The following is a 22,919-nucleotide window of genomic DNA, read 5'->3' as shown; positions in this document are numbered from 1 at the left end:
GCGCTCCATCGACAATGCCGCATGACACGCCCCTTATCGCCACCATCGTCGCCGGTCTGGGGCTGGCATTCATCTTCGGGGCGCTCGCCAACCGTTTTCGCATCCCGCCGCTGGTCGGCTACCTCGTCGCCGGCGTACTGGTCGGACCGAACACGCCGGGTTTCGTCGCCGATGCCGGTCTTGCCAATGAGTTGGCCGAAATCGGCGTCATCCTGCTCATGTTCGGCGTCGGCCTGCATTTCTCGCTGAAGGACCTTCTCTCCGTCCGCGCCATCGCCGTACCCGGCGCCATCGTCCAGATCAGCTTTGCCACCGCGCTCGGCGCCGGCCTCGCATGGATGCTCGGCTGGTCGATGGGCGCAGGCCTCGTCTTCGGCCTGGCGCTTTCCGTCGCGTCCACAGTGGTGCTGTTGCGCGCGTTGCAGGAGCGACGGCTGATCGAGACCGAGCGCGGCCGCATCGCCGTCGGCTGGCTGATCGTCGAGGACCTCGCCATGGTGCTGGCGCTGGTGCTTTTGCCGGCGTTGGCCGGCGTGCTCGGCGGCCAGCCGCAGGTCGATGACCATGCGAGCCTTTTGTCGCTGCCGGCCAGCTACGGCATCTGGGGCGTCGTCGGCCTCACGCTGGCCAAGGTCGCCGCCTTCGTCATCGTCATGCTGGTGGTTGGCCGCCGCGTCATTCCGTGGATCCTGCATTACGTCGCCCATACCGGCTCGCGCGAACTGTTCCGGCTGGCGGTGCTGGCGATCGCGCTCGGCGTCGCCTTCGGCGCCGCCAAACTGTTCGGCGTCTCGCTGGCGCTCGGTGCCTTCTTCGCCGGCATGATCATGAGCGAATCCGAGCTCAGCCACCGCGCGGCGGAGGAATCACTGCCGCTGCGCGACGCCTTCTCGGTGCTGTTCTTCGTCTCGGTCGGCATGCTGTTCGATCCGTTCAGCCTGATGAGCAATGGCTGGCCGATCCTGGCGACGCTGGCCATCATCGTCATCGGCAAGTCGCTGGCCGCCTTCGTTATCGTCATCGCCTTCCGCTATCCGCTGGGAACCGCCTTGATGATCTCGGCCAGCCTCGCGCAGATCGGCGAGTTTTCCTTCATCCTGGCGGAGCTCGGCGTCGGGCTGAAGCTGTTGCCGCAACAGGGACGCGACCTGATCCTGGCAGGCGCCATCCTGTCGATCCTGGTCAATCCGCTGATGTTCCTCGCCCTCGACTGGATGAAGCCATGGCTGGACGCGCGCGCCGCCAAGGCAGCACCACCGGAAGAGGCCAAGCCGGTCGGCCCGGCGACGCAGCCCGGACAAGTGGCCTCGGTGGCCGCCGCGGCAAAAGAGAATGGCCCACCGCCACGCACAACGCTTTCGGGCCACACCATCCTGATCGGCTACGGCCGCGTCGGCAGCCTGGTCGGCGCGGCGCTGAAACAGGCATCGCTGCCCTTCCTGGTCATCGAGGACGCCGACAAGACGCTGGCGAGGCTCAGAGACGACGGCGTCGAAATCGTCTCCGGCAATGCGGCCAATGGGGGCGTGTTTGCCGTCGCCAATCCGCAGGGGGCCAAACGCTTGATCCTTGCCATCCCCAACGCGTTCGAGGCCGGGCAGATCGTGCTCAGGGCACGCGCCGCGAATCCCGGCATCAACGTCATAGCGAGGGCCCATTCCGATGCCGAGGTCGAGCATCTCAAAGGCCTCGGCGCCGACACCGTCATCATGGGCGAACGCGAGATCGCCCGCGGCATCGTGCAAGAAGTGCTGGAGCAAAAGCCGATGCCGCGCCCCGAAGCCATTGAGCCCTCCCCGGCCTGAGGCTTGCCACAGGCGCATCGATCATCCAACGAAGGCGGAGCCGCCATTGTGCGCGACGCTGGCGAGATACTTTGCCGGCGGCTTGCCAAGCGCCTTCTTGAACATGGTGATGAAGGCGGTGACGGAGCCATAGCCAAGATCGCCTGAAACCTGCTGCACGCTGGCACCCGAGGCCAGCTCCCTTATGGCGACGATCAGATGCAATTGCTGGCGCCAGCGGCCGAAGCTCAGTCCGGTCTGCTTCACCACAAGACGGGCGAGACTGCTTTCTGAGAGCGCGACGCGACTGGCCCACTCTGCAAGCGTGCTGCGGTCGGCAGGGTCCTGCGCCAATGCTTCCGCGATCCGCCGTAAGCGCGGCTCGGCGGAGATCGGCAGATGCAGTTGCTGGACAGGCATGCGCGGCAGTTCGGAGAGCAGGATCGTGGTCAGGAGCCCGTCCCTCGCCTCATCCTCCTCCACGCAATCGGCCAGCTCGACGATCAGTTCGCGCAGCAGCGGCGAGATCGACAGCGTGCAGCACCGGTCCGGCAGATCGGCGGCTCCCGGCTCGATATAGACGAAGAAAATCCGCGCATTGGCGGTCGCGATATTGCTGTGTTCCATGCCGCCGGGAATCCACACCCCGCAATGTGGCGGCACCATCCACAGGCCGCTCGGGACGCGGCATGTGACGCCACCGCCGAGCGCGAAGACGAGTTGGCCCTTGCGGTGCCAATGGGTCGCCACTTCCGCTTTGGTTTCGGTGACATCGACGCGAACCGCAATTGCAGGAGCGATCACATCATCGACGTCGAAATTGACCCAGGGGTAGCGGAGAGGCTGTCTCATGATTGACGGCTTTTAGCGACCATTCGCTATGATAGCTAAATTCTTTGATCCGGGATGTCGATAGGCTCTGGTTCGCGGCTGGCATTTCACAAACCGGCAGGAAGGCTTCCCATGCGCGCCCTCGTCATCTCTCCCGACAGCCCCACCGGACTGACGTTTGCCGAGGCCAACGAACCTCAACCCCTCGCCAACGAAGCGCTTGTCTGCGTCCACGCAACCTCGTTGAACCGCGGCGAACTGCGCCTGCTCACCATACGCCCAAAAGGCTGGATACCCGGCCAGGACATCGCAGGGATTGTCGAACGGGCGGCAGCCGATGGCTCCGGGCCTGCCGTCGGCGCCCGGGTTGTGGCTTTGGTCGACGAGGCCGGCTGGGCGCAACGGGTCGCCGTTCCGACCGACCGCTTCGCCGTCATCCCGGATGAGGTCAGCTTCGTTTCCGCCGCCACGCTTCCCGTGGCGGGCACGACGGCCCTAAGGGTCTTGCGCCATGGCGGCGACCTCGCGGGACAGCAGGTGTTGATCACCGGCGCCAGCGGCGCGGTCGGCCGTTTCCAGATCCAGATCGCCCGCGAGCAAGGCGCCGAGGTGACTGCAATCGCCGCCGCCCCGCACGCCGAGGATCTCCGCGGTCTTGGTGCTCACGAGGTCGTCGAGTCGATCGAACTGGCCGAAGGGCCATTCTCTCTGATCACCGAGTCGGTCGGCGGCCAAAGCCTCGCCCATGCCATCGAACGCGTCGCCCCCGGCGGCACCATCGTCATGTTCGGTTCGAGCAGCGGCGAACTCACGCCGGTTGGCTTCAGACAGTTCGTTCCGGGCCATGAGGGAGCGAGGCTTCAGACTTTCGCCTACTACACATCCGGTCCAGCCATTGGCGCGGACATCGCCTCGCTGCTCGCTCTGGTCGCGGCTGGCCGGCTGGAAACCCGTGTGTCCATGACCGTGCCGTGGACAGACATCGCCCGGGCTCTGGACGCCCTGCGACAGCGCAGCTTCGGCGGCAAGGCTGTTCTCACCATCGCTGAATGAGCAGTCTGTCAGTGCTCAGACGTGCTGGCCGCCATTGATGTGGATTTCCGAGCCCGTCACATAGGACGCCTGCTGCGAGCACAGGAAGAAGATGATGTCGGCGACTTCCGAGGTGGCGCCAAGGCGCCTGAGTGGGATCGTCTCGACGATCTTGTCGGTGCCAGGCGACAGGATCGCGGTGTCGATCTCGCCCGGCGCAATCGCATTGACGCGGATGCCGTGCGGGCCGAAATCATGCGCCATCTCGCGCGTCAGCGAGCCGAGTGCCGCCTTCGAGGTCGCATAGGCGGTGCCGGCGAAAGGATGCACGCGCGTGCCGGCGATCGAGGTGACGTTGACGATCGAACCTTTTGCTGCCGCAAGCTCCTTGAAGAGACCACGCGCGAGCATGATCGGCGCGAAGAAATTCACCTGGAACACATCGCGCCAGACATGCATCGGCGTGTCGATCGAATCCATGCGGCTGTTGCCGTCCTTGAGCTTCGGCGAAATGCCGGCATTGTTGACCAGCGCGTGCAATTGCCCGCCATGCGCTTCCAGCCGGTGACGGATCTCCGAGACGGCGATGCCGACATCCTCCTGGTCGGCGAGATCGACCTTGATGTGGTCCTCTGGGCCGGCTGGCCACGGGCAATCCTCGGCAAAAGCCTGGCGCGAACAGGTGATGACCCGCCAGCCCTCACGCGAAAAGCGCTTGACCGTGGCATGGCCGATGCCGCGGCTGGCTCCGGTCAGCACGATGGTTTTTCTGGTGTCGGTCTCAGCCATGTCTGTCACTCCGGCCGGAGATGTAGCCGAATGCCGCAGAGGTGGCGAGAGGCCGAATTGTCACCGCAGCTCTCATATGAGGAACGGATTGCAGCTAGCCATTGGTTTGAAGCCAGAATGACGAGCCGCTCAGCCGCCGCCGAGAATATCCAGGATTGAGGTTTTCCGCTTCTTGGCCGGGCCGCCGACGCTGCCCGGCGGTACCGGGTGCTTGATCGAGGCCGTGGTGCCGCCGTCGCCCGGCATGTTGAAACCGTCGGCATCGACCGTTTCGGCCGGACGGCGGACCGGTGCTTGTGCCGGTACAGCAGCAGGTGCCGGCGCGGCAGCAGGCTCCGAACGGCTGACGGCCACGGCAGGCAACGGCGCCGCCTGATTGTTATCGACTGACGGAATATCGTCGGGCACGATGGTGTCGGGCGGCGTCGACTTCCAGGTGCCGGGCAGCGGCCGGACCGGCACACCTTCATGCGCGGCCACCATGAACTCGTGCCAGGCCTGTGCCGGCAGCGCGCCACCGGTGACCTTCTTCATCGGCGTGCCGTCATCATTGCCGAACCACACGCCGGTGGTGAGGTTTGCGGTGTAGCCGACGAACCAGGCGTCGCGCGAATTCTGGCTGGTTCCGGTCTTGCCAGCAGACGGCCAGGCGAAGGCCGCCTTCTTCGCCGTGCCGATCTCGACCGTGCCGGTCATCATCGAGTTCATCATGCCGACGATGTTCTGCTTGACGACGCGCGGCGCGCTGCCGCCATTGTCGTCATAGAGCACCTTGCCTTCGGTCGTGGTGATGCGGCGGATGAAATGGATGTCGGGCTTGTAGCCACCATTGGCGAACGGCACATAGGCCGATGTCAGCTCCAGCGGCGTCACTTCCGAAGTGCCGAGCGCGATCGAGGTGTTGGCGATCAGATCGGATTGGATGCCCATGCGGTGCGCCGCCTCGACCACCGCGTCGGGGCCGACCTCCATGGTCAGCTGTGCCGCGACGGAATTCAGCGACTTCGCCAAAGCGGTCGCCAACGTCACCTTGCCGAAATACTTGCCGCCGTAATTGTCCGGTGTCCACTTGCCGATCTTGATCGGTGCGTCGTTGCGCACGCTGTCGGGCGTGCGACCAGCTTCCAGCGCGGCCATATAGACGAACGGCTTGAACGCCGAGCCCGGTTGACGGCGTGCTTCGGAGGCGCGGTCGAACTGGCTCGTCGAATAGTCGTAGCCGCCGACCATGGCGCGCACGGCGCCGGAATTGTCGATCGAGACCAGCGCGCCTTGGCTGACATTGAGCTTCTTGCCGCTCTCGTCGATCAGCCGGCGGATCGACTCTTCGGCGAGCTTCTGCAGGTTGAGGTCGACGGTGGTGTCGACGACGATGTCGCTGCGCACGTCACCAATCAGATCGGGCAATTCTTCCATGATGGTGTCGGCGACATAGTTTTCCGAGCCGGTCCAATAGGACGGCGCGCGCGTTGCCGGCGCGCTCATCGCCGAGGCCAGTTCCTTGGCGCTGATCTTGCCTTCGTCGCGCATGGCGGCCAGCACCAGCTGCGAACGCTCCTCCGCCGCCTTCGGATCCCGCGCCGGCGACAGTCGCGACGGCGCCTTCAAGAGGCCGGCGAGAAGGGCCGCCTCCGAAAGTGTGACATCGCGCGCGCTCTTGCCGAAATAGCGGCGCGAGGCCGCCTCGACGCCATAGGCGCCCGAGCCGAAATAGACCCGGTTGAGGTACATTTCGAGGATCTGGTCCTTGGTATGCTTGTGCTCCAGCCACAGCGCCAGCAGTACCTCCTGCACCTTGCGCTCCAGCGTGCGGTCGGGCTTCAGGAACAGGTTCTTGGCTAGCTGCTGGGTCAGCGTCGAGCCGCCCTGCGAGAAACGCCGGCCCAGAACATTGGTCACCATGGCGCGCGATAGGCCGATCGGGTCGATGCCGAAATGCGAATAGAAGCGGCGATCCTCGATGGCGATGACGGCTTCCGGAATGTAGGGCGACATTTCGTGCAGGCCGACCGCCTCCCCGCCGCTCATGCCGCGGTTGGCAAGCAGTTGCCCGTCGACCGAGACGATCTTGATGTTGGGCGCGCGGTCGGGGATCGACCAGGTGGTGGCCGCCGGCATCTTGGCGCCGTAATAGACGACAATGCCGGCCACCGCGATGCCGCCCCAGATGCAGAGCACGAAGCACCAGTAGAACATCCGCACCATCACGCCGAACAGCCCGCGCCGGGGTTTGCCGCGCTTGCCGCGTGACGATGATTTTGCCTTGGAGGTTTTGCGCGCCGAAGATGATTTGCGATTGGCCGGCACGACCCGATCCTCCTCGTTCACCGAAAAACCGGCCGCGGATTTCGCCTTTGGCGATCCCTCGAAGCTGGGTTCGATGCGACTGTCTCTGCGGTTCGCCATGCGTTGCGCTGTCTTCCCGGTGTCAATGGCGCTCGGGTTGGAGGGTAGATGCGGCGGTTTAAGGGCGCGTTAAAGCAGGGTTTATGCACCCTTCTGAAATTCCTTAAGAATTTCTAAAATCCGCTGCCGCCAACTGGGTCCGAAAGCCGCATCCTCGCGGCCTGTCTGCCGCAAAAGGCAGAGGCCCTGGCTACCCCGAATATTTCAATTCTGCTGGATCGAAATGCCCTTGTCGTCGATCTTCAGTTCGACGCCCTTGGGCTTGGTCTGTTCGTGATAGACATATGCACCGAGCGCGATGACGACGACAACGAGCGCGCCGACAAGGAGATAGAGAGTGTTCTGTTTCACGGCGCGCTCCTTTGGCAGCGATTCCAGGAAAGCACAGGCTTTCTCCTGAGGAATTGCGTTGAATGAAAACTTAGAGCGTCAAGCTCGCTTCAGAACCTTGACCAGCACCAGCAGGATGACGGCGCCGATCGTGGCGTTGATGATGGCAGCCAGAATGCCGCCGCCGATAGCGAAGCCGAGCCTTGGAAATAGCCAGCCGGCGATCAGGGCGCCGATAATGCCGACGATGATGTTGCCGATGAGGCCGAAGCCGAAGCCCGAGACGATGAGGCCGGCGAGCCAGCCGGCAATGGCGCCGATTATGATGAAGATGAGAAGGCTTTCGATGCCCATGACGCGTTCCTCCAGGAAGAGAGGCTACGGAGCGGAAGGCCCCGAATCGGCCTCGATATCAACGACTTCAGGCTATGCGAAAGCAGTTGCACCCGCCAGCGGCGCTCATTGATCGTCGTCATCGTCGCTGGAGACTGGCCGCCAGCTGGTCGGGTCGACCTTTTTCTGGGTATCGCTGTCGGTGTAGACCCACCAGGCGCCGTCGCGATATTGGCCGACGGATTCGCTGACGACGCCGGCGCCGTCTTTCCACAGAACAGTGACCTTGGATCCATCCGTCGGGGCGGTCGCTATCGGTTTGCGGTCTGCCACGTCATCCCCCTCATTGAGTCGACAGAACGCCACGACGCGTGTCTGGTTGCAAGGCTGCCGGAAGCGTTATCCGAAGGCCATCAGCTGTGGGCAAAAATATCCTCTTCGTCCCAACCCATCAAATCGAGCTTGGCACGCGTCGGCAGGAAGCGGAAGCAGGCGTCGGCTTCCTTGGTGCGCCCGTCCCGCGCCAGGCGTCCAGCCAGCACCTCGCGCAGACGGTGCAGATAGAGAACGTCGGAAGCGGCATATTCGAGCTGTTCGGGCGACAGGGTCTCGGCCGCCCAGTCCGACGATTGCTGCGCCTTCGACAAGCCGACGCCAAGCAGCTCGAAGCAGATGTCCTTCAAGCCGTGCCGGTCGGTATAGGTGCGGGTCAGCCGCGAGGCGATCTTGGTGCAGAACACCGGCTCCGGCATGACGCCGAAGGCGTTGTAGAGCACGGCGAGGTCGAAACGGCCGTAGTGGAACAGTTTCGATATGCCGCGGTTGCGCAGCAGGCTGACGAGGTTCGGCGCTTTCTTCTGGCCGGGCGCGATCTGGATCACGTCGGCCGAGCCATCGCCGGGCGAGATCTGCACCACGCACAGCCGGTCGCGGTGCGGGTTCAACCCCAGCGTCTCGGTATCGATGGCCACCGCGTCGACATTGTAGTGGGCGAGGTCGGGCAGATCGTTCTTGTGGAAGCGGATGTCGGGCATAGTTGTCTCCGGATCGCGGCGTAACTCGTCCTCGCCGCGATCCGCTGAAAAATCAACAAGAAAACTTCCCAGCCTCCTCAGCGCGTCAGCGCATCGAGAATGCGCGCCCAGGAGCGCTGGCCCTTGTGGAAGGAGGTCAGCTCGTATTTCTCGTTGGGCGAGTGGATGCGGTCGTCGTCGAGGCCGAACCCGACCAGCAGCGATTCCATGCCGAGATAGGTCTGGAAGTCGCCGACCACCGGTATCGAGCCGCCGCTGCCCGTTGTCACCGCTGGCTTCGGCCATTCATCCGACAGCGCAGTCTTGGCCTTGGCCAGGAATGGCGAGTCGTAGGAAAGCTGAATTGCCGGCCCGCCGCCATGCGGGTGGAATTCCACCGAGCAGTCGGCGGGAATGCGCGCCTCGACGAATTTTCGGAAGGCGGCGCGGACCTTCTCGGGGTCCTGCTTGTGGACGAGGCGGAAGGAGATTTTCGACGACGCTTCCGCGGCGATCACCGTCTTGAACCCCTTGCCAGTATAGCCGCCGATGATGCCGTTGAACTCGGCCGTCGGCCGCGCCCAGGTCAGTTCCAGCACCGAGCGGCCCCTCTCGCCCGACGGGATCGACAGGCCGATCGGCCCGAGGAAGCTTTCTGCGGTCTCGCCCAGCGTCTCCCATGACTTCAGGATCTGCGACGGCGTCTCCTCGACCCCGTCATAGAAACCGGGAATGGCGATGTGGCCGTTCTCGTCATGGATGTCGGCCAGGATTTTCGCCAGGATGCGGATCGGGTTGGCGGCGGCGCCGCCATAGAGGCCCGAATGCAGGTCGCGATCGGCGGCCTTGACCGTGACCTCCTCGCCGACCATTCCGCGCAGCGAAACGCAGATCGACGGCGTTTCGCGGTCCCACATGCCCGTATCGCAGACCAGCGCGAAATCGGCCTTCAGCTCATCGGCATTGGCCTCGAGGAACGGCTTCAGCGACGGCGAACCGGACTCCTCCTCGCCCTCGAACAGGATGGTGATGCGGCAAGGCAGATTGCCATGCACCTGCTTCCAGGCGCGGCAGGCCTCGACGAAAGTCATCAGCTGCCCCTTGTCGTCGGCCGAGCCACGGCCGGTGATTACCTTGTGACCGGGCTCGATCTCCTTGACCGCCGGTGCGAACGGGTCGTTCTCCCAAAGCTCGATCGGGTCGACCGGCTGCACGTCGTAATGGCCGTAAAACAGCACATGCGGCGAGCCGGCCGGGCCTTCATGCTGCGCAACCACCATCGGGTGTCCCGGCGTGTCGCGCACGGAAGCGTCGAAGCCGATCAGCTTGAGCTCCGACACCAGCCACTCCGCGGCCTTGCGGCAGTCGGCGGCATAGTCGGAATCGGTGGAGATCGACTTGATGCGGAGCAGGCCGAACAGGCGCTCCAGGCTCTGGTCGAGATTTTTATCGAGACGGTCGAGGACGGGGGTAATTGAGGACATGTCTTGCGGGCCTTTCTTTTCGGTGGCCGAACCGTAAAGGCAGCGCATCAAAACGAAAAGCCCGCGATCGTTAGACCACGCACCGTAACCACTTTTCAGAAGGCAAAAAAGAACCGCCGTGGTGGAGGGGAACCACGGCGGTCTTTACTCGAAACGATGCGGCAGCCCGGAGAGGGGGGATAGGCTGCCGCAATTGTCCGGGATAGGCGGGGGACGGGCCTTGCTCCGGACTCGGCGAAAACTGCCGATGACCTTTATTTGTGTCTCGGATCGTGGCGTTTCAAGGGCACAAAAATTACACTTTTGTAACATCGCCGTGAGCGCCGAGGCAAACAGCAGCAGGGCCTATCGGCAGGCAGGCTCTGTCAGCATGTCGCCGCAACACCTGTTGGAAGCCCGCCTTTGCCATGGACCGCGCCGTCCCGCCGCGCTATCCCTGCCGGCATGAAAAAAGGCGATCATCTCTTCCTTATCGACGGCTCCGGTTACATCTTTCGCGCCTATCATGCGCTGCCGCCGCTAACCCGCAAATCCGATGGGCTACCGGTCGGCGCGGTCTCCGGCTTCTGCAACATGTTGTGGAAGCTGATGCAGGACGCCCGCAACACCGATGTAGGCATTGTGCCGACGCATTTAGCGGTCATTTTCGATTATTCGTCGAAAACCTTCCGCAACGATCTCTACCCGGAATACAAGGCAAACCGCAACGCGCCGCCCGAAGACCTGATCCCGCAATTCGGTCTGATCCGCCAGGCAACCGTGGCCTTCAACCTGCCTTGCATCGAGATCGAAGGCTACGAGGCCGACGACCTCATCGCCACTTATGCCAGGCTGGCGTGCGAGGCCGGCGGCGACACCACTATCATCTCCTCCGACAAGGATCTGATGCAGCTGGTCGGACCCACGGTCGGCATGTACGACCCGATGAAGGACCGCCAGATCGGCATCCCCGAAGTCATCGAGAAATGGGGCGTGCCGCCGGAAAAGATGATCGACCTGCAGGCGCTGACCGGCGACTCCGTCGACAATGTGCCGGGCGTACCCGGCATCGGGCCGAAGACGGCGGCGCAATTGCTGGAACAGTTCGGGGACCTTGACGGGTTGCTCGCAAGGGCCAGCGAGATCAAGCAGGAAAAAAGGCGTGAATCGATCATCGCCAATGCCGACAAGGCGCGCATATCGCGCCAGTTGGTGACGCTGAAGAACGACGTGCCGGTGACCGACGGGCTCGACGATTTCGTGCTGCATGCGCCGGATGGGCCGAAGCTGATCGGCTTTCTCAAGACCATGGAATTCACCTCGCTGACCCGGCGCGTTGCTGAAGCGACCAGCACCGAAGCAGGCGATGTGCAGGCTGTCGCCGTCACCGTCGAGCGCGCCGACAATGCGCATGGCCCCGATGTCGGCTCCGGCACACCGGCGCCTGCGGCAACACAGGATGAAGCCAAAACCGAAACCGCCAAGGCCGGCGACGCCCCTTCGCTGCTTGCCGCACTTCGCCTGGAAACGGCCACCGCGGCCAAAATCGATCCCGCCGCCTATGTCGCCATCCGCGACACGCCGACGCTCAAGGCCTGGCTGGCCCAGGCCAAGGAGACCGGAACCGTCGCCTTCGACACCGAAACCACGTCTTCCGATCCGATGCTGGCCGACCTCATCGGTTTCTCTCTGGCGATCGGCCCCGGCCGCGCCGCCTATGTGCCGCTCGCCCACAAGAGCGGCGCCGGCGACCTGCTCGGCGGCGGCACGCTGGAGAACCAGATTCCGGTCCGCGAGGCGCTGGCGCTGCTGAAGCCGCTGCTGGAAGACAAATCGGTGCTCAAGATCGCCCAGGACGCCAAATACGACATCGTCGTCATGAGCCGCCACGGCATCGATATCGCGCCCTTCGACGATACTATGCTGATCTCCTATGTGCTCGATGCCGGCACCGGCCACCACACTTTGTCCTCGCTTGCCGACAAATGGCTCGGCCATGCCACGACGCCGCTCAAGGATCTCGCGGGCTCCGGCAGAAGCTCGGTCGGGTTCGACCAGGTCGACATCGACCGGGCGACCGCCTACGCCGCCGGCCATGCCGACGTAGCGCTGCGGCTATGGCAGGTGCTGAAGCCGCGGCTGGCCGCCAAGGGCCTGGTCTCGGTCTATGAGCGGCTGGAGCGGCCGCTGGTGCCGGTGCTGGCGCGGATGGAGCAGCGCGGCATCTCGGTCGACCGCCAGATCCTGTCGCGGCTCTCCGGCGAGCTGGCGCAAGGCGCCGCACGCCTGGAAGAGGAAATCTACGGCCTTGTCGGCGAGCGCATCAACATCGGGTCGCCAAAGCAGCTGGGCGACATCCTGTTCGGCCGCATGGGCCTGCCCGGCGGCTCCAAGACCAAGACCGGGCAATGGTCGACTTCCGCGCAGCTTCTGGAAGACCTCGCCGCCGAAGGCCACGAACTGCCGCGCAAGATCGTCGACTGGCGCCAGCTGACCAAGCTGAAATCGACCTATACCGACGCGCTGCCGGGCTTCATCCATCCCGACACCAGGCGCGTCCACACCTCCTATGCGCTGGCCGCGACGACCACGGGCCGGCTGTCTTCCTCCGACCCCAATCTGCAGAACATCCCGGTGCGCACCGCGGAGGGACGCAAGATCAGGACCGCCTTCATCGCCGACAAGGGCCAGAAACTGGTCTCGGCCGACTACAGCCAGATCGAATTGCGCGTGCTTGCCCACGTCGCCGAAATCCCGCAGTTGAAGCAAGCCTTCGCCGATGGCGCCGACATCCACGCCATCACCGCCTCGGAAATGTTCAACGTGCCGGTCGAAGGCATGCCGTCCGAAGTGCGCCGCCGCGCCAAGGCGATCAATTTCGGCATCATCTACGGCATCTCGGCCTTTGGGCTCGCCAACCAGCTGTCGATCCCGCGCGAGGAGGCCGGCGCCTACATCAAGAAGTACTTCGAGCGTTTCCCCGGCATCCGCGACTATATCGAGGCAACAAAGGCCTATGCGCGCGAACATGGCTTCGTCGAAACCATCTTCGGCCGCCGCATCCACTATCCTGAGATCCGGTCGTCAAACCCGTCGATCCGCGCCTTCAACGAGCGCGCCTCGATCAACGCCAGGCTGCAAGGCACCGCCGCCGACATTATCCGTCGCGCCATGGTGCATATGGACGAGGCGCTGGAGAAGGCCGGCCTGTCCGCCCGCATGCTCTTACAGGTGCATGACGAATTGATCTTCGAGACGGTTGAAGCGGAAGTCGAGGCGACGATCCCCGTGGTGCGCAGGGTGATGGAGAACGCGCCGATGCCGGCCATCTCGATGTCGGTGCCGCTGCATGTCGATGCCCGCGCAGCGAACAACTGGGACGAGGCGCATTGAAGGTGCGATGATTGTCTTTGTCACCGGAGACCTGCTGGCCGCCCAGGAAAGCTATATCGCTCAAGGCGTGGCAGAGGGCAATCAAGAGGGCCTTGGCACCGGACTTGCGCTGAAGATTTCGAAAAAGTGGCCGAATGTGCAGGCTGCGTTCAAGAAATATGCTCGGACCGGCAGGTTTATTGGGGGTCATATCTGGACATTGGAGCCAGACGGCAATCAGTCGGGCTTCATTTATCTGGCAACCCAGCCAGATATGTATCGCGCCACGCTTCCCTATTTACGGAAAGCAGTTCGCGGGCTTGTGAAATGGGCCGACAAAAACCGGGTAGAATCCATCGCCTTGCCAAAAATCGGGTCTGGCCTTGGCAAATTATCTTGGCTCGACGAGGTGAAACCCCTGCTTATGGAGCAGCTAACATCTGGGCCTACGCGGTACGTCGTCTATGAGAGATTCTTGAACGAATTCGAGAATAGCGCACCGCCTCGGCTCAAGTAGGAAGCAAGCTAAGCCGCCTCAGCCAGGCACTTGGCACACGTCCCTCGAAACTCGATCACCGCCTTCTTCGCAGCAAACCCGGTCGAGCGCACCCATTCGTCCAGCCGATGGTCGACGTCATGGTCGGACATCTCCATCACCTGCCCGCATGTGTCGCAGATAGCGAAGGCTGTCATCGAATGCGTATGGTCGTGCGGTTCGGCGCAGGCGACGAAGGAGTTGAGGCTTTCCAGCCGGTGCACGAAGCCTGACTTCACCAGGCTGTCGAGCGCCCTATAGACCTGCAGCGGCGCGCGGAACCCGCGCTCGCGCAGCTGGTCGAGAAGCGTATAGGCGCTGAGCGGTCCGCTGGCGGCCTCGAGCTTCTCGAGCACGCTCAGCTGATTCTTCGTCAGCACATCCCTTGCCGCCATGATCCCGTTTTCCGATCGTTTAGAGCATGATGCCGAAAAGTGTGAAGCGGTTCTCGGACGACATGATGTTCTATCTGTTTGATCCAGCGCCGCTCGCAAATCATTTCTGCCATGCGACGGTCTCAATTCCCTTGAGATAGCGACGAAGCAGGCTTTTTGCCACTGTTTCCGTTATCGCCATCGACACCATGACCACCACCGCCGATTGACGGCACCGACCACATTCAAAATACTGACAAAATTCGCGACGAAAGGTGCCGCACTTGCAAATTCGATCGGGCTTGGGGAAGCAATTATGATCAAACTGACACGACGGACGCTGCTCGTCGGCACGTCGGCGCTTGTGGCTGCCGGTACGGTTTCGTTCCGCGCTCTCGCCGCCTCGCGCACCTATCACGCGCTGCTGGTTGCCTGCACCGACTATCCGAACCTGCCGCAGAAGAACTGGCTGATCGGGCCGAAGAACGATGCCGGCCTGGTGCGCGACTATCTCCTGAAGAACACGCCCGATCCGGTGAAGTTCTCGGCCGAGAATGTGATCCTGCTCGCCAAGGACGTCGAAGGCGCCAACGGCCCGCCGACGCATGCGGCGATCAAGGCCGCCCTTGCCGACCTCGCCGGCAAGGTGCAACGCGACGATTTCGTCTATCTGCATCTGTCGGGCCACGGCGCCCAGCAGCCGCAAGCCAAGGCCGGTGACGAGACCGACGGCCTCGACGAGATTTTCCTGCCGTCCGATATCGACAAATGGATCAACCGCGAAGAGGGCGTGCCGAACGCGCTGGTCGACAACGAGGTCGGCGCCGCACTCGACGCCATCCGCGACAAGGGCGCCTTTGTCTGGGTGGTGTTCGACTGCTGCCATTCGGGCACCGCGACGCGCGCCGCGGAAGTCGATGACGAACTGGAGCGCAAGGTCGAGTTCGCCGACCTCGTCGGCGGCGACAACGCGGCGAGAGCAGCGGCGGTGAAGGCCTATGACGACATCTCGGCAAGCGCATCGCGCGGTTTCGACGAGAATGGCGGCCGCAAGCCGGCCTTCAACCTGACGCCGACCGGCGCAGAGCCGATCGCCAGGGGCAAGCTGGTCGCCTTCTATGCCGCGCAGACGGTCGAGACGACGCCGGAAATGCCGCTGCCCAAGGGCACGCCCGACGCGCCGCGCTTCGGCCTGTTCACCTTCACCATCCTGTCGAAATTGGCCGAGAACCCCAACGTCACCTATCGCCAGCTCGGCCAGGCCGTGCTGCAGCAATATTCGGCCGACGGCCGCACAAGGCCGACGCCCCTGTTCGAGGGCGAACTGGACGCCCGCGTGTTCGGCACCGACAAGACCGACGCCGTCATGCAATGGCCGATTGCCGTCAAGGACGGCGATGTCGCGATCGGCGCCGGGCTGCTGCAGGGTCTGACCCCCGGCAGCAAGCTCGCCATTTTGCCTTCGGCGCTGTCGAAGCTCTCCGACGCCGTCGGCTATCTCGAAGTGAAATTGGCAAAAAACCTCGAAAGCCAGCTCGCACCGGTCGAATTCGACGGCAAGCCGGCGCTTGCGCCGACGGCGGTGCCCGCCGGCGCCTATGCGCGCGTTGCCGAACTCGCAGTCGACTACAAGCTGCTGGTGGCAAAGCCGGCGCCGACCGCAGGGCTCGATAAAGAAACCGAGCTGGTCAATTCGGTTCTGGACGAATTGGTGGCGAAGCCGAAGTCCGGCTTCCACATCGCGCTGGTCGAGCCCGGCAAGAGCGCCGATCTGCGGCTTGCGGTGCTGCGCGAAAAATCCATGGACGGCGCTGCCGCCAACGCCAGCGACGAACCGGCGCTGTGGTTCCTGCCGGCGTCCGGCGACATCAGCTTGAAGGACGGCAGCAAGCCGCCGCGCATCGTCATCCACCAGAATGGCCGCGACAAGCTTGCGGAAAACACAGCCAAGAACCTGACCACGATCTTCCGCGCCACCGGCCTGTCGCGGCTCGCCGCGGCGTCCGACTACCGGCCGGACGAGGTCAGCGTCCAGTTCCTGATCAAGCGCCAGGACAGCGATGTGCTGGAGCCGATCGAATCCTCGACGGTGCCGCGCGTTTCGCCGGGCGATCAGGTACACATTGCGGCCAAGAACGGGTCCGACGAGTTCGTCGACATCAACGTGCTCTACATCGGCAGCGACTATTCGATCACCCATATCGTCGCCGAGCGGCTGGCGCCGATCAACCAGCAGGCCGATCAGGGCCTGAAGGAAGGGCTGCTCGCCTTCACCGACACCAGCTTCGGCATGGAGCGCATGATTGCCGTGCTGACCGAGGCGCCGCCGCAGAGCGAGAAAGAGGATCTGAGCTTTCTTGCCCAGGAAGGCGTGCGCGCCGTGACGCGTGCCGCATCGGGAACGCCTGGTTTTTCCGACATGCTGGCCGACATCGGCATGGCGCCGGTGACGCGCTCGGTGATGCGGCTTGCCGACAAGAGCGGTCCCAAAGGCGCGGTGATGATCTTCCCGATGGAGACGGTGCCCCGCGCCTGACCTGACATCGCTTCGCCGGCTCTTGCCGGCGTGATATATGAACATTCCCGGCTCGCGACACTTCTATGCGCCGCGGCTGAATGCAACAGATGAGGACATCAGTGACTATCCCCGTGCTCTCCTGGCGTGCAGCGACGGCCGGCCTTGCCGGAAGCCTGTTGCTGGTTGCCAGCGCCTCGGCGGACGAGAATTGCGGCCTGTGCGCCAAGCAGATCGTCACCAACTCCGAGCTCGCCACCTGCTTTCTCGACCAGTACGACCAGATCGCCAAGACCGGCAACACGGCCGTTGTCGTCGATCTCTCCAGCTGCGCCTCGCGCGGCGTGGTCGAGCCCTTGCCGTCACCCAGCAAGGCGGCTGCCGAACCGGACGTGCAGTTCATGATTTCGCGCACGCAGCTCGATTGCCTGAAAAAGAAGCTGGAGACACCCGGCATCGTGCTCGATCCCACCGCCATTATCCAACTGGACAGCTGCGGATGAAAAAGCCGGGGGGCACTGCAACGCAAAAATCGCCAGCCACATCGGCGCCGGCACCGGCCAAGAAGCCGGCGACCTTGCCCGAAACCACCGAAGGCTTTCCGTGGCCGAGCAGTCACGAGATCAAGAAGGAAGCCAACCCGTTCACCGACCGCGACTGGCGCATGCTGATCTATGCCTGGTCGGGTCTCGCCGTGCGCCTGGCGATCGTCTTCACCTTGGGCTTCTCGGTCTTCCAGTTTCTGGCAAACCAGGAACAGAAGCGCGTCGAGCAGACGATGTCGCTGGTCGAGCTTTGGGAAAGCAAGGATTTTCAGCAGGCGCAGCGCGCGCTCAAGGAGCGCCTCTCGTCGCTCAACGCCAAATACGACAATCTGCTCAGCGCCACGCCGTCGCCGACCGAGGAACGGGTCTTCCGGCAACGCATTGGCATTGAGGCGATGACTGCCGGCGGCGGCACCATGCCGATCGCCGATTTCAACGACAATTTTGATCGCATCGTCTATTTCCTCAATCGTCTCTCCATCTGCGTTGAGGGCAAGCTCTGTTCGCGCGATGTCGCCGATGCCTATTTCCGCGACTATGCGGTGTCGTTCTGGAGCTATTTTGCCGGCTACATCGAAAAAGAGCGCAAGGCCGGTTCCGCCAGTTATGCCCAGGCGATCGAGAATTATGTGCGTCACGGGTCGGCGCCGCCCGCCGACTCCAAATAGCGGCGCAACAAGGTGCCGGGCAGCTCCCATCCCTTGCGTGCTATCCGGTGGCTAATCCTGGTCGGTCTTCTGGCGTTAACGTCAACCGCCGGTGCCGAGGACCTCGATTTCCACCTCGATCTCAACACCGGCGGCCACAGCGCCAGGGTCACCGACCTTGCCTTCACGCCGGACGGCGAGGAACTGGTCTCCGCATCTGACGACAAGACCATCCGCATCTGGGACTGGCAGAGCGGGGTGACGCTGCGCACCATTCGCGGCTATCTTGGCAATGGCAATGACGGCAAGGTCTTTGCGATTGCCGTGTCGCCGGATGGCAAGACGATCGCCGCCGGCGGTTATTTCGGCGCCGGCATCGGCGACAAGGCCCCTTATGGCGATATCAGGCTGTTCGATTTCGCCACCGGCAAGATCAAAACCGTGCTCAAGGCCGCCGACTATGCCATCTATGATGTCGCCTTTTCACCCGACGGAAACACGCTCGCCGCCGGCGGTGGCGATGGTTTCGTCTACCTCTGGCGGGCGGACGACAAATCCGCGTCGGGCTGGACGCTGGCGGAAAAACTCGATGCCGATTCCTGGCGTGTGGAAAAGCTCGCCTTCGCCGCTGCGGGAACCCGGCTGGTGGCGACGACCACCGACAACGGCATAAGGCTCTGGGATGTGGCCAAGGCTGAGGAAATCGCCTTGCCGACCGAGGCCGAACCGCTGCGGGATGTCGGCGTCGCCGCACTCGCCGTGTCATTGGATGGCAGCCTGTTTGCCACTGGCAGCAAGGACGGTGACGTCCAGCTCTGGCGGGCCAGCGACGGCAAATTCGTCCGCGCCATGCCGAAGCAGGATTTCCAGATCGGCGCTCTGAGCTTCGCCACGGGTTCGCGGCTTGTTGCGTCATGCAGCTATCGCTGCGCCGACAAGCATCGCTCGGCGGTCTGGAATATCGACAGCGGCGAGCAACTGCTCGACTATAACGGCCATGACGGCACGGTCTTTGCTGGCGCCGGCAATGCCGACGGCTCGCTGGTGGCGACAGCCGGCGGCACCCGCAACGCCATCCAGGTCTGGAACCCCATGACCGGCGAGCGCAAGGCGCTGCTGCAAGGGGTCGGCGAACCGGTGACGGCGATCGGGATCGATGCGGCGAGCAGCTCCATCGCTTGGGGCAACACCAACCCCTGCCCTGAACGCGTGTCCTGTCCCGAGCTGCAGGGCACGCTGGACAAGGTGCTGGCGCTACCGACGGCCGAGCGGTTCTTCGAGGACCCGGTGGCGTTTGCGGAACAGGGCGCCTATGCCCGCGCGGCACTCGCAGAGGGTGAGTGGTCGCTCCGTGCTGCCCCCGGCGGCAAGGACGGCCTGGAGAATGCCGTGCTCGAAATCGCGAGCGGCGGAAAGGTGATGCACAGCATCGAGAATTCCGCCACCAATGGCTTCGTCCATTCGGCTTACACGCTGATCGGCAATGGGCTTGGCCTGATCACCGGCGGCAGCGACGGCACGCTGTTGGAATACAAAACCGCGACCGCCGATGTATCGGGTGAATTCACCGGCCACACCGGCGAGATCAACGCCATGGTTGCCGCCGAGAAGGAAGGGCTGTTGGTCACCGGCAGCGCCGACCAGACCGTGCGGTTGTGGAATTTGAAGAGCCACAAACTGATAGTGTCGATGTTCTTCGCCGGCTCCGAATGGATCGCCTGGATGCCGCAGGGCTACTATTATTCCTCCGCCGATGGCGACAAGTTGATCGGCTGGCACGTCAATCAGGGCCGCGACCACGAAGGGCGTTTCATCAGCGCCGGCCAGCTGAAGAAATATCTCTGGAGCCCGGAAATGGTGCGCCGGGCCATCATCCTGCGCAGCGCCGAACAGGCGGTCCAGGAAATGCGCCCCGGCGTCGACCGCGAGCTGGAAAAGCTGCTCGAGCGCAAACCGCCGGAATTCGGCATCAAGCTTGCCGCCGACCAGAGCAACGTCCGCGAGGGCTATGTCGCCGTCGAGATTTCGGGCGCGCAGGAAGCCGGCGCCGATGTCGCCGGATTTTCGATCCTGTCGGACAGCCGCAATGTCGGCGATGTCACCGCTCGGTCAATCGATGGCGGCAAGAGCACCATCGTCGAAGTGCCGGTCGAGAATGGCGAAAACACCATTCGCATCACCGGCACCAACGAGTTCGGCTATCTGACCGAGCGCAGTGTCACAGCACTTGCCAGGAAAACCGAAAGTCCAGCCAACAAGGGCAAGCTCTACGTCGCCGTGATCGGCGTCGACAAATATCCTTTCCTCACCGATGCATGCGCTGGCCACGCCTGCGATCTGCGCTATCCCGTCGATGACGCCACTGAATTCCTCAAGGTGATTTCGCAGAAATCCGCGCCCTTGTTTTCGGCGATGGAGACGCTGGTTCTGGTCAACCGCGAAGCGCTGGATGAGGCGCCCGATGCCGGCAAGGACGTTTTCAAGGTCGCCAACGCCGACAGCATCCTGGAGCCGGATTCCGACACGATCGACGACCAGCTCGCCGATTTCCTCGACAAACCCGGCGAGAACGACACCACCATCATTTTCGTCGCCGGTCACGGCATCAACATCGACGAAGACTATTATTTCATCCCCACGGACGGCCGCAAACAGGATCCCGACCGCTGGAAGCGCTCCTCGCTGGTCGACTGGGGCGACATCCAGAAATCGGTTGAGCGGGCCAAGGGCCTGCGCTTCATGCTGCTCGACACCTGCCACGCCGCCAACGCCTTCAACCCGCGCCTGGAAAAAGACGCGCAGGACGCACGCATCGTCGTCTTCTCGGCCACCGCTGCCAACAACACCGCCGCCGAACTGCCCGAGCTCGGCCATGGCGTCTTCACCTATTCGATCCTCGAAGGCCTGCGCGGCCGGGCCAAGACCTCCGACGGCGGCGTGACGCTGTTCGGCCTCGCCGACTACATTTCGCGCGAAGTGCTGCGGCTGACCGCGTCCAAGCAGAAGCCGTTCTACTATGTCGGCGGCGTGGAGAACATTGTGCTGGCTGAGCCGTGAGAGGTCGGCGCCCAGGCACCCCCCTCTGGCCTGCCGGCCATCTCCCCCGCAAGGGGGGAGATCAGTCTCTTCATTGCTGGAGATCTATTTTCAAGGTTGATGATTGGCGAAAGCCGAGGCGACATCCAATCTCCCCCCTTGCGGGGGAGATGTCCGGCAGGACAGCGGGGGGTGCCTGGGCACGGACCAGCATTCTGGTCTTTGCCACCGCCTTGCTTATCCTCTCAGTGCTTCAAGCGTCTGCCGCCCCCATCACCTGCCCGCCCGGCGACACAAACTTCCCGTCCTTCTACTCCGACCCCACACTCTTCACCGACGCCATCGCCGCCGTCGCCAGAATCGAGCCGTCCAACCAACGCCTCACCGGCATCACAGTCCCCCACCACCTGCTCGTCGCAGATCTCGTCGCACTCGGTTTGCACGCCGCGTCCGGCTTCCGCTACAAGCGCATCGTCATCCTGTCGCCGGACCATTTCCACGAGACGCAGAAACTCTTCGCCACGACGCCGCGCGGTTTTGAAACAGTGCTCGGTCCAGTCCAGGCCGACACGGAAGCCGTGCACCTTCTGGAAGCGAACAGCGACATGGTCGAAGACTCCTGCCTGTTCGCCAGGGAGCATGGCGTGCAGGCGATGCTGCCTTTCCTGCATCACTATTTCCCCGAAGCTGAAATCGTGCCGGTGGCGATGTCGGTCAAAGCCAAGCGAGCCGACTGGGACCGGCTGGCGCAGGCGCTGAAAGCGATCGTCGACAAGGACACGCTGATCGTCGAATCCACCGATTTCTCCCACTATCTGCCGCAGCACGAAGCCAGGCGTTTCGACCAGCAGACGCTGAACATGCTCGCCGCCGGTTCGCTCGACGGCATCGCGGCGCTGCGCCAGCCGGATCACGCCGATTCGGTCGGTGCGCTCTATATCCAGACCAGGCTGCAGCGCGAACTGTTCGGTGCTGCGCCGCTGGTCGTCGCCAACGAGAACTCGCAGGCGCATTCAAGCGACTATGTCGAGCGCACCACCAGCTATGTCGTGGCGCTGTTCGGCACCTTCGGCCCCGGCTTCAACAATCCAGCCCGTCCCGACGACAAGCTCTACTATTTCGCGGGCGACGTGAATTTCGGCCGCGCCATGAAGAAGATCCTGGTCCGCGACGGTGTTGCCGAGAAGATCGTCGAAAGCGTGCTGGCCCTGACCCGCTCGCGGCCGCTGATCGTCAATCTCGAAGGCGTGATCCTGCCCAACGTCCCTGAAGCGATCGACGACATGACGCTGGCCATGCCCGCAGACCTCGCCATCGACATGCTCAAGAAATTGCATGTCGCCGCTGTCAGCCTGGCCAACAATCACGCCTACGACCTCGGCCCGTCAGGCTATGCCGAGACGCTGGCCGCACTCGATGCGGCCGGCATCGCCCATTTCGGGCAGGGCGAGACGCTGGCGCTTGCCGATCTCGACCTGGTCGGGCTGACCGACATCGATACCAACGGCTCCAGGAACACCGACCTTCTGACGCCTGCTTTGCTCGACCGGCTGCTGCACGACAATGCCGAGCGGCCGGTGATTGCCTTCGTCCATTGGGGCCGCGAGTACAAGACGGAGCCGTCGCCGCGCGAGGAGATGCTTGCCGACCAGATGCGGCTGCGCGGTGTCACGGCAATCGTCGGCGGTCATCCGCATGTATCGAGCGAGGCGATCCTGCCGCTCGGCGGCGGCGATGTTGCGGAGATCTATTCGCTCGGCAATTTCCTGTTCGACCAGAAAGCCGAACGATCGTCCGGGTCGATGCTGGAACTCAGGGTGTTCAGCCAGGACACGATCTTTGCCCGGCTGATCCCGCTGCCCAATTTTTTCGAGATGGGCTCGAAATGACGCGATTCCCGAAAGGACGTGACAG

The 22,919-nt window shown here is 63.4% G+C and carries 18 protein-coding genes; 9 read left to right on the top strand and 9 right to left on the bottom strand.

Annotation, left to right across the window (positions count from 1 at the left end):
• The first annotated feature begins 14 nt into the window (after positions 1-14).
• The gene (gene ybaL, locus X750_RS156370) at positions 15-1,805 is read left to right on the top strand and encodes a YbaL family putative K(+) efflux transporter (RefSeq protein WP_023747036.1); all 1,791 of its coding nucleotides are present in this window, start codon (positions 15-17) and stop codon (positions 1,803-1,805) included.
• Between the two features lie 21 nt (positions 1,806-1,826).
• Here ybaL and X750_RS156375 read toward each other — a convergent pair whose 3' ends face one another.
• Positions 1,827-2,636 (bottom strand): helix-turn-helix transcriptional regulator, encoded by an 810-nt coding sequence (locus tag X750_RS156375; protein WP_023747035.1) that lies wholly within the window; start codon positions 2,634-2,636, stop codon positions 1,827-1,829.
• Between the two features lie 111 nt (positions 2,637-2,747).
• Between X750_RS156375 and X750_RS156380 the strand changes: the two genes are divergently transcribed.
• Positions 2,748-3,668 carry a zinc-binding dehydrogenase gene (locus X750_RS156380; RefSeq protein WP_023747034.1) on the top strand — a complete coding sequence of 307 codons (921 nt, stop codon included), beginning with the start codon at positions 2,748-2,750 and terminating at the stop codon, positions 3,666-3,668.
• Positions 3,669-3,683: 15 nt separating this feature from the next.
• Here the strand turns inward: X750_RS156380 and X750_RS156385 are convergent, their stop codons facing one another.
• From X750_RS156385 to X750_RS156415, 7 genes are all read right to left on the bottom strand, one after another.
• Positions 3,684-4,436, bottom strand: a complete 753-nt coding sequence (locus X750_RS156385; RefSeq protein ID WP_023669777.1) for an SDR family oxidoreductase — start codon at positions 4,434-4,436, stop codon at positions 3,684-3,686.
• Between the two features lie 129 nt (positions 4,437-4,565).
• Positions 4,566-6,842 carry a transglycosylase domain-containing protein gene (locus X750_RS156390; protein WP_023747033.1) on the bottom strand — a complete coding sequence of 759 codons (2,277 nt, stop codon included), beginning with the start codon at positions 6,840-6,842 and terminating at the stop codon, positions 4,566-4,568.
• A 204-nt stretch (positions 6,843-7,046) separates the two neighbouring features.
• On the bottom strand, positions 7,047-7,193 hold the full coding sequence (locus tag X750_RS1000000164215) for a hypothetical protein (RefSeq protein WP_023686592.1): 147 nt from the start codon (positions 7,191-7,193) through the stop codon (positions 7,047-7,049).
• A gap of 78 nt (positions 7,194-7,271) precedes the next feature.
• Positions 7,272-7,526: a GlsB/YeaQ/YmgE family stress response membrane protein gene (locus X750_RS156400; protein WP_023704219.1), complete on the bottom strand. Its 255-nt coding sequence runs from the start codon at positions 7,524-7,526 to the stop codon at positions 7,272-7,274.
• A gap of 105 nt (positions 7,527-7,631) precedes the next feature.
• Positions 7,632-7,838 (bottom strand): hypothetical protein, encoded by a 207-nt coding sequence (locus X750_RS156405; RefSeq protein ID WP_023683046.1) that lies wholly within the window; start codon positions 7,836-7,838, stop codon positions 7,632-7,634.
• Between the two features lie 80 nt (positions 7,839-7,918).
• Complete coding sequence (locus X750_RS156410; protein WP_023698188.1) at positions 7,919-8,539, bottom strand: ribonuclease D; 621 nt, start codon at positions 8,537-8,539, stop codon at positions 7,919-7,921.
• Positions 8,540-8,616: 77 nt separating this feature from the next.
• Positions 8,617-10,002 carry a M20/M25/M40 family metallo-hydrolase gene (locus tag X750_RS156415; RefSeq protein ID WP_023704221.1) on the bottom strand — a complete coding sequence of 462 codons (1,386 nt, stop codon included), beginning with the start codon at positions 10,000-10,002 and terminating at the stop codon, positions 8,617-8,619.
• Positions 10,003-10,446: 444 nt separating this feature from the next.
• Between X750_RS156415 and polA the strand changes: the two genes are divergently transcribed.
• Both polA and X750_RS156425 read left to right on the top strand, forming a co-directional pair.
• Positions 10,447-13,374 (top strand): DNA polymerase I, encoded by a 2,928-nt coding sequence (gene polA, locus X750_RS156420; protein WP_023704222.1) that lies wholly within the window; start codon positions 10,447-10,449, stop codon positions 13,372-13,374.
• 7 nt (positions 13,375-13,381) lie between these two features.
• Positions 13,382-13,870, top strand: coding sequence for a macro domain-containing protein (locus X750_RS156425; protein ID WP_023747032.1), 489 nt, complete (start codon positions 13,382-13,384; stop codon positions 13,868-13,870).
• Positions 13,871-13,878: 8 nt separating this feature from the next.
• Here X750_RS156425 and X750_RS156430 read toward each other — a convergent pair whose 3' ends face one another.
• Entirely contained in the window at positions 13,879-14,283 is a 405-nt protein-coding gene (locus tag X750_RS156430) for a Fur family transcriptional regulator (protein WP_023669789.1), read from the bottom strand.
• 295 nt (positions 14,284-14,578) lie between these two features.
• Between X750_RS156430 and X750_RS156435 the strand changes: the two genes are divergently transcribed.
• The 5 genes from X750_RS156435 to amrB all read left to right on the top strand — a co-directional run bounded on the left by X750_RS156435 (position 14,579) and on the right by amrB (position 22,894).
• Positions 14,579-16,798 (top strand): caspase family protein, encoded by a 2,220-nt coding sequence (locus X750_RS156435; RefSeq protein ID WP_023747030.1) that lies wholly within the window; start codon positions 14,579-14,581, stop codon positions 16,796-16,798.
• Between the two features lie 101 nt (positions 16,799-16,899).
• Positions 16,900-17,280, top strand: a complete 381-nt coding sequence (locus X750_RS156440; RefSeq protein WP_245260181.1) for a hypothetical protein — start codon at positions 16,900-16,902, stop codon at positions 17,278-17,280.
• The gene (locus X750_RS156445; protein WP_023700125.1) at positions 17,277-17,990 is read left to right on the top strand and encodes a hypothetical protein; all 714 of its coding nucleotides are present in this window, start codon (positions 17,277-17,279) and stop codon (positions 17,988-17,990) included. The genes X750_RS156440 and X750_RS156445 overlap by 4 nt, the downstream gene beginning before the upstream one ends.
• A gap of 33 nt (positions 17,991-18,023) precedes the next feature.
• Positions 18,024-21,026 carry a caspase family protein gene (locus tag X750_RS156450; protein WP_023704225.1) on the top strand — a complete coding sequence of 1,001 codons (3,003 nt, stop codon included), beginning with the start codon at positions 18,024-18,026 and terminating at the stop codon, positions 21,024-21,026.
• 149 nt (positions 21,027-21,175) lie between these two features.
• Complete coding sequence (amrB, locus tag X750_RS156455) at positions 21,176-22,894, top strand: AmmeMemoRadiSam system protein B (RefSeq protein WP_023747029.1); 1,719 nt, start codon at positions 21,176-21,178, stop codon at positions 22,892-22,894.
• Positions 22,895-22,919: the final 25 nt, after the last annotated feature.

Source organism: Mesorhizobium sp. LNJC391B00, from assembly GCF_000502535.1.
GTDB lineage: Bacteria > Pseudomonadota > Alphaproteobacteria > Rhizobiales > Rhizobiaceae > Mesorhizobium.
The sequence above is the reverse complement of the archived record's forward strand: the minus strand, read 5'-3'. Positions and strand labels throughout refer to the sequence as shown.